Annotated in this window: 13 protein-coding genes; 9 read left to right on the forward strand and 4 right to left on the reverse strand. The window is 63.8% G+C overall.

What is annotated here, in order from left to right; genetic code table 11:
• The 5 genes from SHTP_RS08185 (at position 1) to SHTP_RS08205 (ending at position 5,407) form a co-directional block, all read left to right on the forward strand.
• Complete coding sequence (locus SHTP_RS08185) at positions 1-240, forward strand: redoxin NrdH (RefSeq protein ID WP_012393468.1); 240 nt, start codon at positions 1-3, stop codon at positions 238-240.
• A gap of 46 nt (positions 241-286) precedes the next feature.
• Positions 287-745, forward strand: coding sequence for a class Ib ribonucleoside-diphosphate reductase assembly flavoprotein NrdI (gene nrdI / locus SHTP_RS08190; protein WP_096370282.1), 459 nt, complete (start codon positions 287-289; stop codon positions 743-745).
• The gene (gene nrdE, locus SHTP_RS08195) at positions 715-2,880 is read left to right on the forward strand and encodes a class 1b ribonucleoside-diphosphate reductase subunit alpha (RefSeq protein WP_096370283.1); all 2,166 of its coding nucleotides are present in this window, start codon (positions 715-717) and stop codon (positions 2,878-2,880) included. Before nrdI ends, nrdE begins: the two co-directional genes overlap by 31 nt.
• A gap of 114 nt (positions 2,881-2,994) precedes the next feature.
• Positions 2,995-3,738: a TetR/AcrR family transcriptional regulator gene (locus SHTP_RS08200; RefSeq protein ID WP_015355078.1), complete on the forward strand. Its 744-nt coding sequence runs from the start codon at positions 2,995-2,997 to the stop codon at positions 3,736-3,738.
• 118 nt (positions 3,739-3,856) lie between these two features.
• Positions 3,857-5,407: a flavin-containing monooxygenase gene (locus SHTP_RS08205; RefSeq protein WP_231991323.1), complete on the forward strand. Its 1,551-nt coding sequence runs from the start codon at positions 3,857-3,859 to the stop codon at positions 5,405-5,407.
• On the opposite strand, the gene SHTP_RS08210 is transcribed toward SHTP_RS08205, so the two are convergent.
• Positions 5,397-5,936 carry a TetR/AcrR family transcriptional regulator gene (locus SHTP_RS08210; protein WP_096372385.1) on the reverse strand — a complete coding sequence of 180 codons (540 nt, stop codon included), beginning with the start codon at positions 5,934-5,936 and terminating at the stop codon, positions 5,397-5,399. The two genes, SHTP_RS08205 and SHTP_RS08210, sit on opposite strands and share 11 nt — an antisense overlap.
• A complete protein-coding gene (locus SHTP_RS08215) occupies positions 5,920-6,366 on the reverse strand; it encodes an SRPBCC family protein (protein WP_096370284.1) in 447 nt (148 codons plus the stop codon). The genes SHTP_RS08210 and SHTP_RS08215 overlap by 17 nt, the downstream gene beginning before the upstream one ends.
• Before the next feature lie 210 nt (positions 6,367-6,576).
• Between SHTP_RS08215 and nrdF the strand changes: the two genes are divergently transcribed.
• Together nrdF and SHTP_RS08225 are read left to right on the forward strand one after the other, a co-directional pair.
• Complete coding sequence (gene nrdF / locus SHTP_RS08220) at positions 6,577-7,551, forward strand: class 1b ribonucleoside-diphosphate reductase subunit beta (RefSeq protein ID WP_096370285.1); 975 nt, start codon at positions 6,577-6,579, stop codon at positions 7,549-7,551.
• A gap of 127 nt (positions 7,552-7,678) precedes the next feature.
• Positions 7,679-8,062: a DUF3349 domain-containing protein gene (locus tag SHTP_RS08225; RefSeq protein ID WP_096372386.1), complete on the forward strand. Its 384-nt coding sequence runs from the start codon at positions 7,679-7,681 to the stop codon at positions 8,060-8,062.
• On the opposite strand, the gene SHTP_RS08230 is transcribed toward SHTP_RS08225, so the two are convergent.
• Both SHTP_RS08230 and SHTP_RS08235 read right to left on the reverse strand, forming a co-directional pair.
• Complete coding sequence (locus tag SHTP_RS08230; RefSeq protein ID WP_096370286.1) at positions 8,051-9,091, reverse strand: NAD(P)-dependent alcohol dehydrogenase; 1,041 nt, start codon at positions 9,089-9,091, stop codon at positions 8,051-8,053. The genes SHTP_RS08225 and SHTP_RS08230 overlap by 12 nt on opposite strands.
• A 133-nt stretch (positions 9,092-9,224) precedes the next feature.
• Complete coding sequence (locus tag SHTP_RS08235; protein ID WP_096372387.1) at positions 9,225-10,304, reverse strand: iron-siderophore ABC transporter substrate-binding protein; 1,080 nt, start codon at positions 10,302-10,304, stop codon at positions 9,225-9,227.
• A 193-nt stretch (positions 10,305-10,497) separates the two neighbouring features.
• Here SHTP_RS08235 and ctaD point away from each other — a divergent pair, with 193 nt between their 5' ends.
• On the forward strand, positions 10,498-12,219 hold the full coding sequence (ctaD, locus tag SHTP_RS08240; protein ID WP_012393478.1) for an aa3-type cytochrome oxidase subunit I: 1,722 nt from the start codon (positions 10,498-10,500) through the stop codon (positions 12,217-12,219).
• A gap of 58 nt (positions 12,220-12,277) precedes the next feature.
• Positions 12,278-13,507 carry a phosphoserine phosphatase SerB gene (serB, locus tag SHTP_RS08245; protein WP_096372388.1) on the forward strand — a complete coding sequence of 410 codons (1,230 nt, stop codon included), beginning with the start codon at positions 12,278-12,280 and terminating at the stop codon, positions 13,505-13,507.
• Positions 13,508-13,581: the final 74 nt, after the last annotated feature.

Raw genomic sequence — 13,581 nt, forward strand, 5'->3', positions numbered from 1 at the left:
ATGACCATCACCGTGTACACCAAGCCCGCATGCGTCCAGTGCAGCGCCACCTACAAGGCGCTGGACAAGCAGGGCATCGACTACGACAAGGTCGACATCAGCCTGGACCCGGAGGCGCGCGACTACGTGATGGCGCTGGGCTACCTGCAGGCGCCCGTCGTGGTGGCCGGCGACGACCACTGGTCCGGTTTTCGGCCCGACCGCATCAAGGCGCTCGCCAAGTCGGCGCTGAGCGCATAGCGGCGCCGAGCGCAGAGCGGGGCAGACGATAGCGAAGGAGGCTGTGGTGGAGCCGTGCAACCTGGTCTATTTCTCCAGCGTCTCGGAGAACACCCACCGCTTCGTGCAGAAGCTAGGTCTTCCCGCCACGCGGATACCCCTGCACGGCCGTATCGAGGTCGACGAGCCGTACGTGCTGATACTGCCCACCTACGGGGGCGGCCGGGCTAACCCGGACCTCGGTCTGGGCTCCAACGCCGGCGGCTATGTCCCCAAACAGGTCATCGCCTTTTTGAACAACGAACACAACCGGTCGCTGATCCGGGGCGTGATCGCCGCCGGCAACAACAACTTCGGTGCCGAATTCGCCTATGCGGGCAACGTGGTGTCCCGCAAATGCGGTGTTCCGTATCTCTACCGCTTCGAACTGATGGGTACCGCGGACGACGTCGCCGCCGTCCGCGCGGGACTTGCCGATTTCTGGAAGGAACAGACGTGTCACCAACCGTCACTGCAGAGCCTGTAACCACCAGCGCGCACGCGCTGCCGGGGGAAACGGACTACCACGCGCTCAACGCGATGCTGAATCTGTACGACGCGGACGGCAAGATTCAGTTCGACAGGGACGTTCTTGCCGCACGTCAGTTTTTCCTGCAGCACGTCAACCAGAACACGGTCTTCTTCCATAACCAGGACGAGAAGCTCGACTATCTGATCCGCGAGAACTACTACGAGCGTGAGGTGCTCGATCAGTACTCGCGCAACTTCGTCAAGACGCTGCTCGATCGCGCCTATGCAAAGAAGTTCCGGTTCCCGACGTTCTTGGGGGCGTTCAAGTACTACACCTCCTACACGTTGAAGACCTTCGACGGCAAGCGCTACCTGGAACGCTTCGAGGACCGCGTGGTCATGGTGGCGCTGACGCTGGCCTCCGGTGACGCGACGTTGGCCGAGAAGCTCGTCGACGAAATCATCGACGGTCGGTTCCAGCCGGCCACGCCGACCTTTTTGAACTCCGGCAAGAAGCAGCGCGGCGAGCCGGTGAGCTGCTTTCTGCTGCGCATCGAGGACAACATGGAGTCGATCGGACGATCGATCAACTCCGCGTTGCAGCTGTCCAAGCGGGGTGGGGGAGTAGCGCTGCTGCTGACCAACATCCGCGAGCATGGTGCGCCGATCAAAAACATCGAGAATCAGTCGTCGGGCGTCATCCCGATCATGAAGCTGCTCGAGGACTCGTTCTCCTACGCCAATCAGTTGGGGGCGCGTCAGGGTGCCGGCGCGGTGTACCTGCACGCGCACCATCCCGACATCTACCGCTTCCTGGACACCAAGCGCGAGAACGCCGACGAGAAGATCCGGATCAAGACCCTGAGCCTGGGGGTGGTGATCCCGGACATCACCTTCGAGTTGGCCAAGCGCAACGACGACATGTACCTCTTCTCGCCCTACGACGTCGAACGCGTCTACGGTGTGCCGTTCGCCGACATCTCGGTGACCGAGAAGTACTACGAGATGGTCGACGACTCGCGCATCCGCAAGACCAAGATCAAAGCGCGAGAGTTCTTTCAGACGCTGGCCGAGCTGCAGTTCGAGTCCGGCTACCCCTACATCATGTTCGAAGACACGGTGAACCGGGCCAACCCCATTGAAGGCAAGATCACCCACAGCAACCTGTGCTCGGAGATCCTGCAGGTGTCCACGCCGTCGTTGTTCAACGACGACTTGTCGTACGCCAAGGTGGGCAAGGACATTTCCTGCAACCTGGGCTCACTGAACATCGCCAGGACCATGGATTCCCCGGACTTCGCCCAGACCATCGAGGTGGCGATCCGGTCGCTGACGGCGGTCAGCGACCAGACGCACATCACCTCGGTGCCCTCAATCGAGCAGGGGAACAACGACTCCCACGCCATCGGTCTGGGACAGATGAACCTGCACGGCTACCTGGCCCGCGAACACATCTTCTACGGCTCCGAAGAAGGCGTTGACTTCACCAACATCTACTTCTATGCGGTGCTCTACCACGCGCTGCGGGCGTCCAACCGAATCGCGGTCGAACGCGGCACGCGCTTCAAGGGTTTCGACCAATCCAAGTACGCATCGGGGGAGTTCTTCGACAAGTACACCGAACGGGTTTGGGAGCCGAAAACCGAGAAGGTGCGCCAGCTCTTCGCCGACGCGGGCATCCGCATTCCCAACCAGGACGACTGGCAGCGGTTGAAGGAGTCCGTGCAAGCTCACGGCATCTACAACCAGAACCTGCAAGCGGTGCCGCCGACCGGGTCGATTTCCTACATCAACCACTCGACCTCGTCGATCCACCCCATCGTCTCCAAGGTCGAGATCCGCAAAGAAGGCAAGATCGGTCGCGTCTACTACCCGGCGCCCTACATGACCAACGAGAACCTGGACTACTACCAGGATGCCTATGAAATCGGCTACGAGAAGATCATCGACACCTATGCGGCCGCCACTGAGCATGTGGACCAAGGGCTTTCGTTGACGTTGTTCTTCAAGGACACCGCCACCACCCGCGACGTCAACAAGGCGCAGATTTACGCCTGGCGCAAAGGGATCAAAACCCTGTACTACATCAGGCTGCGGCAGATGGCGTTGGAGGGAACCGAGGTCGCCGGCTGCGTGTCCTGCATGCTCTAGGCCCGCAGAAGGTAAGTCGACCGCGGGTTCGAGGCGTCTCGAGCCGCGCGATCCGCCCTGGCGGCATGTCATGTCTGCCCAGGTCAGCAACTGCTACACGGTAAGGTATTTGACGTGCGGAGAATAAGCCGAGCCCACCCCAATGCAGACGCGGGGGTGAAAGTCGACGCACGCAGTGAACGGTGGCGCGAGCACCGCAAGAAGGTCCGCAACGAGATCGTCGAAGCGGCCTTTCGTGCCATCGACCGGTTGGGGCCCGAACTCAGTGTCCGCGAAATCGCTGAGGAAGCCGGCACCGCCAAGCCCAAGATCTACCGGCACTTCACCGACAAGTCCGATCTCTTCGTCGCGATCAGGGAGCGTCTGCGCGACATGTTGTGGACGTCGATCTTCCCGTCGATCAACCTGGCCACCGACTCGGCCCGCGAGGTGATCCGGCGCAGTGTCGAAGAGTACGTCAGCCTGGTCGACAAACATCCCAACGTGCTGCGCGTGTTCATCCAGGGTCGCTTCGCGACCCAATCCGAGGCGACGGTGCGGACCCTCAACGAAGGCCGAGAGATCACGCTGACCTTCGCGGAGATGTTCAACAACGAGCTGCGCGAGATGGAGCTGAACCGTGCGGCCTTCGAACTCGCCGCCTTCGCCGCCTTCGGGTCGGCGGCGTCGGCCACCGAATGGTGGTTGGGGCCGGAACCGGACAGTCCGCGGCGCATGCCGCACGATCAGTTCGTCGCGCATCTGACCACGATCATGATGGGCGTCATCGTGGGCACCGCGGAAGCGCTCGGCATTGCGATGGACCCCGACAAGCCGATTCACGACGCGGTACCTGCGCCGACTGCCGACCGCCGTTGACATCGTTGCGGCTATCGATAACACTCGCGTTATCCGATACCGGGGGTACCGGGTATTCGCGTTCAGGTAGACGCCTATCGTCGTAACTGCGCGTACTCACACAACAGGAAAGACCGCCATGACCGATGTCGTGATCCCCAGCACAGAAACAACAGCATCCGGGGAACCGCAGGCGCCCACACCGCCAGTCAAGACCCGCTCGGTCATCATCGGCACCGGGTTCTCCGGTCTCGGCACGGCCATCGCGCTCCAAAAACAAGGCGTTGACTTCGTCATCTTGGAGAAATCCGATGACGTGGGTGGAACCTGGCGTGACAACAGCTATCCAGGTTGTGCCTGCGATATCCCTTCACACCTGTACTCGTTCTCGTTCGAGCCCAAGCCGGACTGGCGCAACCCGTTCTCCTATCAACCCGAGATCTGGGACTACCTCAAAGGGGTTACCGAGAAATACGGGCTGCGCCGCTACGTCGAGTTCAACTCCCTGATCGACCGCGCCTATTGGGATGACGAAGAGTGCCGTTGGCATGTGTTCACCAGCGATGGGCGCGAATATGTCGCCCAGTTCCTCATCTCGGGGGCCGGTGCGCTGCACATTCCTTCCTTGCCCGAGATCGAGGGCCGCGAAGAATTCGCGGGACCGGCGTTCCATTCAGCCGAGTGGGACCACAGCGTGGATCTGACCGGCAAGCGGGTGGCGATCATCGGCACCGGCGCCAGCGCGATCCAGATCGTTCCCGAGATCGTCGAGCAGGTCGGCGAACTGCAGCTCTACCAGCGCACCCCGCCGTGGGTGGTACCGCGCTCCAATCCGGAGATTCCGCCGGCGCTGCGCCGGGCCATGGAGAACGTTCCAGGGCTGCGCGCACTGTCGCGCCTGGGGATCTACTGGGCGCAGGAGGCGTTGGCCTTCGGCATGACCAAGCGGCCGAATGTGCTCAAAGTCGGTGAGGCCTATGCCAAGTACAACATCCGCCGCTCGGTGAAGGATCGTGAGCTGCGCCGCAAACTCACCCCGCATTACCGCATCGGCTGTAAGCGAATCCTGAACTCGTCGAGCTACTACCCGGCCGTTGCGAACCCGAAGACGCGCCTGATCACCGACCGCATCGCGCGAATCACCCGCAATGGCATCGTGACCGCCGACGGTGTCGAACATCAGACCGACGTGATCGTGTACGCCACCGGGTTTCACGTCACCGACTCCTATACCTACGTTCAGATCAAGGGGCAGCACGGCGAGGACCTGGTCGACCGGTGGAACCGGGAGGGCATCGGCGCTCACCGCGGCATCGCCGTCGCCGATGTCCCCAACCTGTTTTTCCTGCTCGGCCCGAACACCGGATTGGGGCACAATTCGGTGGTCTTCATGATCGAATCGCAGATCCACTACGTCGCCGATGCGATCGCCAAGTGCGACAAGCGGGGTGCCCAAGCGCTGGCTCCCACTCGGGCTGCGCAGGATCGTTTCAACGAGGAGCTGCAACGCAGGCTGGCGGGCTCGGTGTGGAACAGCGGCGGATGCAGCAGCTGGTATCTCGATGAGCACGGGCGCAACACCGTGCTCTGGTGTGGCTACACCTGGCAGTACTGGCTGGCCACTCGGTCGGTCAAACCCGAGGAGTATCAATTCTTCAAGGCCGGCGCTAAGAGCTCGGTCAACGGCTGAGTAGTTGGGCGAAGGCCCGTGCGGCCGCGTCCACGCCGGCGTCGTCGTCGGTGGCAACGAGGTCGAGCAACAGGCCACGGATGACCGCCAGCCCGAGTCGTACCAGCGCGGGATCGGCCGACCCCTCGGTGAGGGCGTTGGCCTCGGCCAGCCAGCCGTAGACCGCGCGGGGAACCATCTGAGCGAATCGCTTTTCGCCCTGCGCGGCGCGGGAGTAGCACTCGAAGAACAGACGCTCGAGCTGGCGCAGCTCGGGCCGACGCACATCGGCCCACATCGCGGTGAAACTTTCCGCCGGGCTGGTCGGCAATTCGGGCAACAGACTCATCTGTCGACGCTCGACCTCTTCGACCACGGCCACCAGTAGATTGTCTCGAGATCCAAAGTGGTGCAGCAGCATTCGATGGCTTGTGCCGACCGCCGCCGCAACGTCGCGCAGCGATCGGTCGCCGACCCCGTGCGTGGCGAAGTCCTCGACCAGAGCGTCCAGTAGCTGTCTGCGCCGCTGTAGGTCAGGCGTGCGCGCCACGGGCACGCCCGAGTTGCTCGGCTCTGCTCTTCAGGCCGCTGGCCTCCATGTCGAGGTAGCGCTTGGTCATGCTGGTCATCAGCCGGCCGACCACGGAGCCGAATGCGCCGCGCTGGTCGATTTGCTGGCGCACCAGCGTCCGGCCGCCGGGCAGGGGGGTGACGTCGTGGCGTGCGTAGGCCAGGGCGCCGGGGCCGCGCTGTTCCCATGTCCACGAGACGCCCGGATCGATCTCGGTGACCTTCCAGACGAGTTTGGTCATCCTCGGTTGCTTGATCGCGAACCGTTTGCCCACGGCGAGGCCGGGCCCATCCAGTGCGGTCAGCGAGGTCACCGAGGCGGTCCATTCGGGCCAGCGTTCAACATCGCTGAAAACCGCCCAGACGGTTTCTGGTGGCGCATCGATTTCGACACTGTGTTCGGTAATCATGTACCAAACGGTACATGATTGATCAGCTTCTGGATAGGCCCTGGTAGCGCGGCTGCCCTGGATTCCGGGCCGCTTGGTTGGCGACACGCAAACACAACTTCTTGTGTTGCGCCGCCTTGTCGGCCCTTACGGGTAGTGTTTGTGGCCTAAGCAACGCGCTGGCCAATTCGTCCCAATTTGGCCCAATCGCCCTGGAGGAGTGGAGTTCCGGTGACTGGAAATGCAAAGCTGATCGACCGCGTCTCCGCGATCAACTGGAACCGCGTCCAAGACGAGAAAGACGCCGAGGTCTGGGACCGGTTGACCGGCAACTTCTGGCTGCCAGAGAAGGTCCCGGTATCCAACGACATCCCCTCCTGGGGCACGCTGACCGCCGGTGAAAAGCAGCTGACCATGCGGGTGTTCACGGGTCTGACGATGCTGGACACGATTCAGGGCACCGTGGGTGCGGTCAGCTTGATCCCCGACGCGCTGACTCCCCACGAGGAGGCGGTGCTGACCAACATCGCGTTCATGGAGTCGGTGCACGCCAAGAGCTACAGCCAGATTTTCTCCACCCTGTGCTCGACCGCCGAGATTGACGACGCGTTCCGCTGGTCGGAGGAAAACTCCAACCTGCAGCGCAAGGCGGAGATCGTGCTCGAATACTACCGGGGCGATGACCCGCTCAAGCGCAAGGTGGCCTCCACGCTGCTGGAAAGCTTCCTGTTCTACTCGGGCTTCTACCTGCCGATGTACTGGTCGAGCCGGGCCAAGCTGACCAACACGGCTGACATGATCCGGCTGATCATCCGCGATGAGGCCGTGCACGGCTACTACGTCGGCTACAAGTTCCAGCGCGGGCTTGCGGCCGCCGACGAGGCCCGGCGTACCGAGCTCAAGGACTACACCTACGAGCTGCTCTTCGAGCTATATGACAACGAAGTCGAGTACACCCAGGATCTCTACGACGAGGTCGGGCTGACCGAGGATGTCAAGAAGTTCTTGCGCTACAACGCAAACAAGGCGTTGATGAACCTCGGCTACGAGGCCCTGTTCCCGCGCGATGAGACCGACGTGAACCCGGCGATCCTTTCGGCGCTGTCGCCCAATGCCGACGAGAACCACGACTTCTTCTCCGGCTCGGGGTCGAGCTACGTGATCGGCAAGGCCGTGGTCACTCAAGACGAGGACTGGGACTTCTAGGGTGCCACCAGGCGCCATAGTCGGGCCCCGCCATATGTGTGCGGTCCGTGAACGGCCGGTGAATTGTGCGCACGACGGGACCCCGCGGTGGCGCCGGCGAGGCGCCTACCGTGACACTGGTGGGGTGATGAAAACCTTGTCTTCTCACCCCCGGCTCGTCCGCTCAGTGGTTCGTTGGCTGCAGGTGGGCTACCCTGACGGCGTTCCGGGGCCCGATCGGGTGCCCCTGTTGGCGTTGTTGCGCAGCACACCGCTGACCGAGGACCAAATCCGGCAGGTGGTGCGCGATATCACCGCGGAGGGTTCACCCGCGACGGCCGACGGGGTGATCAACCGCGACGAGATTGCGGAATTCATTACCGACGTGACTCACCACGATGCGGGACCGGAAAACATCCAGCGGGTAGCCGGCGTGCTCGCCGCCGCCGGCTGGCCGCTGGCCGGCATCGACCTCAGCGAGACCGAGGATGGCGACGCCGAGACACCCGAAGGGCTTTCGTCACAGGCTTGATGTATCGATGACGAATCGATAGCGCACGTCGCTGGCCAGCACCCGCTCGTAGGCTTCGTTGATGTAATCGGGCTCGATGAGCTCGATTTCGGGCGTGACTTCGTGCTCGGCGCAGAAGTCCAACATCTCCTGGGTCTCGGCGATCCCGCCGATGTTCGATCCGGACAGGCTGCGCCGCATCAGCGCCAGCGCGAATGCCGGCACCTCCATGGGGTGCTCCGGGATGCCCAGCTCCACCAGCGTGCCGTCCACGTCCAGCAAGTTGAGGTACTGGCCCATGTCCAGGTTCGCCGACACGGTGTTCAGGATCAGATCGAAGCTGCCGCGCAGCTTGCGGAAGGTGTCCGGGTCCGATGTTGCGTAGTAGTGGCTGGCGCCCAGCCGCAACCCGTCTTCCATTTTCTTGAGTGACTGCGACAACACGGCCACCTCGGCGCCCATCGCGGTGGCCAGCTTCACGCCCATGTGCCCGAGCCCGCCCAGGCCGATCACCGCAATTCGCTTGCCCGGCCCGGCGTTCCAGTGCCGAAGCGGTGAAAACAGCGTGATGCCCGCGCACAACAGTGGGGCGGCCGCATCCAGCGGCAGTGCGTCGGGGATGCGCAGCACGTAACTCTCGTCGACGACGATCGCCTTGCTGTAGCCGCCCTGCGTCGGTTGGCCGTCTTTGCCGACCGAGTTGTACGTGAAGGTCGCGCCGCGCTTGCAGTATTGCTCGATGCCGCGCTCGCAACAGCTGCACTCGCGGCAGGAGTCCACGAAGCAGCCGACACCGACGTGGTCGTCCACCTTGTGCTTGGTTACCTGCGAACCCACCGCGCTCACCACGCCGGCGATCTCGTGGCCCGGAACCACGGGGTAGTTCGGCTGGCCCCACTCGGCTTTGACGGTGTGGATGTCGGAGTGGCAGATGCCGGCGAACTTGATGTCGATTGCCACATCGTGCGGGCCGGGGTCGCGACGGGTGATTGTGGTCTTGGTCAGCGGTTCGGTGGCCGACAGGGCGGCGTATGCGGAGACGGTGTTCATGGAAGTCCTCTTCGAATCCTCGGGAGCATCGCTTTTTGTAAAGATTAGCTAAGTTAAAGTTCTGGGGCCAGGTGAGGGCGCTCACTCACCAGCCTATGACTCGGCCCGCGGTCCGGTCTGACCGGTCGAGCGTTCAGTTGATCGGTGCGTTCACCCAGCGCAGGTCATCGACAATGCCCCGAGCGGCGACTAAACCCTCACCCGTCTGCCATATCTCGTCGTTGACGATCAGGACCCGGTTGTCGTGGTTGGCGGACAGCTTGCGCCACGGACCGCTGTCCAGCACGGTAGCGGCTCGTTCGGCGGCCGCGGGGGAGGCGCAGGACACGTAGATGATGTCGGCGTCAGCGGCCGAAAAGTCCGGTACCTTGGCAAGTTCGGCGTCGGTGGTGCCCATCTCGAGATAAGGCTTGTCGGTGAACCGCTGCGACGCGGGCCGATCCACCCCGACCGCGGCGAGCACACTGGCCGCAAAGTTGCGGGACCCATAGATCCGCATGCTGTCGCGCGTCAGCTGGACGATCGACGCTTGGAAATGGGTTGCGTCATGTTTGGTCCCCACCTGTCTGGCTCGCTGGGTGAATCCGCTGAGCAGCTCCTCGACCGCGGCGCTGCGGGCGGTCGCGGCCCCGACGCCGCGCAGATTGTCCTTCCACGCCGCCCCCGGTGCCGCCGTGAGCACGGTGGGGGCGATCGCCGCCAACTGCGCATACAAATTCGGTGTCAGCGCTTCTGAGCCCAGGATCAGATCCGGGTGGGCCGCATCGATCGCCTTCAGATCTGGCGCGGTCCGGCTGCCGACCCCCGGCAGGTCGTGCACGGCGGTGCCGAGGTAGGAGGGCTGGCTATTGGAACCGTCCGGGAAGGCGGCACCGACCACCCGGGATTGCAGTCCCAGCGCACACAGCGCGTCGAGCTGGTCGCCGGAGAGCACCACGATGCGCTGCGGTTCGGCGGAGATCTGGGCGACATCCGGGGTGACGCCCGCGGCGTTGTGCGCCGGGCGGGTTGCCGGCCCCGGGTCGGGTGCGGCCGCCTCGCGCGCGCACGACTCATCGGCCTTGCGGTCGTTGCCCAGCACCCCGGCGCCCGCGATCTGGGTGGTAGGAGTGGCCACCGAACGCGACGCTTTGGTGGCGGGTTGGTTTGACCCGCAACCGGAGCACACCACGATTGCGACACTCAGAGATACCGCGACCAGACCCAGTCGCATCCGGCCGAATTGCACGCGTTCGACGTTAACATCTGCCCAGGTGCGGGCGATCCGCCCGAGCTCGATGGGCGCCGCCGGAACCCAATTACGACAGTTTGTAGGACCAGGCCTGCCGGCCGGCTGATAGCGGGCTAAGATTCGTATCAGTGTTGGGTAAAGCGACCCTGTCCGCGCTGGATGTTTGGAGGAGCTGTTGACAGCCGAAGCGCCCCCTTTGGGAGAACTCGAGGCCATTCGTCCGTATCCGGCCCGCACCGGTCCCAAAGGGAATCTGGTCTACAAGCTGCTGACGACGACCGATCACAAGCTGATCGGCATCATGTACGTCGTCACCTGCTTCATCTTTTTCCTGATCGGCGGGTTGCTGGCGCTGCTGATGCGTACGGAGCTGGCCACGCCGGGCCTGCAGTTCTTGTCGAATGAGCAGTTCAACCAGCTGTTCACCATGCACGGCACGGTCATGCTGCTGTTCTATGCGACCCCGATCGTGTTCGGCTTCGCGAACCTGGTGCTTCCGCTGCAGATCGGGGCGCCCGACGTCGCGTTCCCGCGGCTGAACGCCTTTTCGTTCTGGCTGTTCCTGTTCGGCGCCACGCTGGGTATGGCCGGCTTCATCACGCCCGGTGGCGCCGCCGACTTCGGCTGGACCGCCTACACCCCGTTGACCGACGCCATCCACTCACCCGGCGTCGGCGGTGACCTGTGGATCATGGGCATCGCGGTCGGTGGTCTGGGCACCATCCTGGGCGCGGTCAACATGATCACGACCGTCGTGTGCATGCGTGCACCCGGCATGACGATGTTCCGGATGCCGATCTTCACCTGGAACATCCTGGTGACATCGATCCTGGTGCTGATCGCGTTCCCGTTGCTGACCGCGGCGCTGTTCGGGCTGGCCGCCGATCGCCACCTGGGCGCCCACATCTACGACCCGGCCAACGGCGGGGTGCTGTTGTGGCAACACCTCTTCTGGTTCTTCGGTCACCCCGAGGTGTACATCCTCGCGCTGCCGTTCTTCGGGGTGGTCTCCGAGATCTTCCCGGTGTTCTCGCGCAAGCCGATCTTCGGCTACACCACGCTGGTCTACGCGACCTTGTCGATCGCGGCCCTGTCCGTTGCCGTGTGGGCGCACCACATGTTCGCCACCGGTGCGGTGCTGCTGCCGTTCTTCTCGTTCATGACCTTCCTCATCGCGGTACCGACCGGGATCAAGTTCTTCAACTGGGTCGGCACCATGTGGAAGGGGCAGTTGACCTTTGAGACGCCGATGCTGTTCTCGGTGGGCTTTGCGGTCACGTTCCTGCTGGGCGGTCTGAGTGGGGTGCTGCTGGCCAGCCCGCCGCTGGACTTCCACGTGACCGACAGCTATTTCGTGGTCGCGCACTTCCACTACGTGCTGTTCGGCACCATCGTGTTCTCCACTTTCGCCGGGATCTACTTCTGGTTCCCCAAGATGACCGGTCGACTGCTGGACGAGCGGCTGGGCAAGCTGCACTTCTGGTTGACGTTCATCGGGTTCCACACCACGTTCCTGGTGCAGCACTGGCTCGGCGACGAGGGCATGCCTCGCCGGTACGCCGACTACCTGCCCACCGACGGCTTCCAGGGCCTGAACATCGTCTCGACCATCGGGGCGTTCATCCTGGGCGTGGCGATGATCCCGTTCGTGTGGAACGTGTTCAAGAGCTGGCGCTACGGCGAGGTGGTGACCGTCGACGACCCGTGGGGCTACGGCAACTCGCTGGAGTGGGCGACCAGCTGCCCGCCGCCGCGGCACAACTTCACCGAGCTGCCCCGCATCCGTTCGGAGCGCCCGGCGTTCGAGCTGCACTACCCGCACATGGTGGAGCGTCTTCGGGCCGAGGCCCACGTGGGTCGTCACCACGACGAGTTGGCCAAGGCAACGTCGAGCTGATGGAAACGCACCGCCTGGGCCGGTGCTCGGCGTGGCTGGGTGGTAATCGCGAGTGAGCGTGCCCGCCAAAGTGCCGGTGTTGATCACTGTCACCGGCATCGACCAGCCGGGTGTGACCTCCGTGCTCTTCGAGGTGCTCTCCAAGCATGGCGTGGAGCTCCTCAACGTCGAACAGGTCGTCATCCGGCGCCGGCTCACGCTGGGAGTGCTGGTGTCCTGCGCACCGGAAGTCGCCGACGGCGCCGCGCTGCGCGAGGACGTCGAAGCCGCGATCCATGAGGTGGGCCTGGACGTAACGGTGGAGCGCAGCGACGACCTACCGGTCATCCGGGAACCGTCGACGCACACCATCTTCGTGCTGGGCCGCCCGGTGACCGCCGGGGCATTCGGTGCGGTGGCCAAAGAGGTGGCGGCGCTGGGCGTCAACATCGACTTCATCCGCGGCATCTCCGACTATCCGGTCACCGGCCTGGAGCTGCGGGTCTCGGTGCCGCCCGGCACCTATCGACCCTTGCAGACGGCCCTGACCAAGGTCGCCGTCGACGAGCGGGTCGATGTCGCCGTCGAAGACTACGGGCTGGCCTGGCGGACCAAGCGAGTGATCGTGTTCGATGTCGATTCGACACTGGTTCAGGGTGAGGTCATCGAGATGCTCGCGGCCCGGGCCGGTGCCGAGGGCACCGTGGCGGCGATCACCGAGGCCGCCATGTGCGGGGAACTGGACTTCGCGCAGTCGCTGCAACAGCGGGTGGCCACCCTGGAGGGCCTGCCGGCCACCGTCATCGACGATGTCGCCGCACAACTGCAACTGATGCCCGGCGCACGGACCACGCTGCGCACCTTGCAGCGGTTGGGATTTCGCTGCGGCGTGGTCTCCGGTGGCTTCCGCCGGATCATCGAGCCACTGGCGCAAGAGCTGAACCTGGACTTCGTCGCCGCCAACGAGCTGGAGATCATCGACGGCACACTGACCGGCCGGGTCGTCGGCTCCATCGTCGACCGGCCGGGTAAGGCCGCGGCGTTGCGAGAATTCGCCGGGCGCTTCGGCGTTCCGATGGAACAGACCGTCGCGGTGGGCGACGGCGCCAATGACATCGACATGCTGGCCGCCGCCGGCCTGGGCGTCGCGTTCAACGCCAAGCCGGCCTTGCGCGCCGTGGCCGACGCGTCGTTGAGCCATCCATACCTGGATACCGTGCTATTTCTGCTGGGGGTGACTCGCGGCGAGATTGAAGCCGCCGACAACGTCGACGGCGTGATGCGCCGCGTCGAGATCCCCGAGGACTAAGCCGCCGCGCGCAATCGCGCTGAGCAGACGCAGACTCGCAGCAAAATCACCGATTTTGTGCGAGTCTGCGTCTG

Source organism: Mycobacterium ulcerans subsp. shinshuense, assembly GCF_002355775.1.
Lineage (GTDB): Bacteria > Actinomycetota > Actinomycetes > Mycobacteriales > Mycobacteriaceae > Mycobacterium > Mycobacterium marinum.

Bases quoted from the DNA above. Each gene is read 5' to 3' on its own strand.
- SHTP_RS08215 (WP_096370284.1), bottom strand. From the start codon at position 6,366: ATGATTACCGAACACAGTGTCGAAATCGATGCGCCACCAGAAACCGTC.
- SHTP_RS08230 (WP_096370286.1), bottom strand. From the start codon at position 9,091: ATGAACACCGTCTCCGCATACGCCGCCCTGTCGGCCACCGAACCGCTG.
- SHTP_RS08185 (WP_012393468.1), top strand. From the start codon at position 1: ATGACCATCACCGTGTACACCAAGCCCGCATGCGTCCAGTGCAGCGCC.
- SHTP_RS08235 (WP_096372387.1), bottom strand. From the start codon at position 10,304: ATGCGACTGGGTCTGGTCGCGGTATCTCTGAGTGTCGCAATCGTGGTG.
- SHTP_RS08205 (WP_231991323.1), top strand. From the start codon at position 3,857: ATGACCGATGTCGTGATCCCCAGCACAGAAACAACAGCATCCGGGGAA.
- SHTP_RS08225 (WP_096372386.1), top strand. From the start codon at position 7,679: ATGAAAACCTTGTCTTCTCACCCCCGGCTCGTCCGCTCAGTGGTTCGT.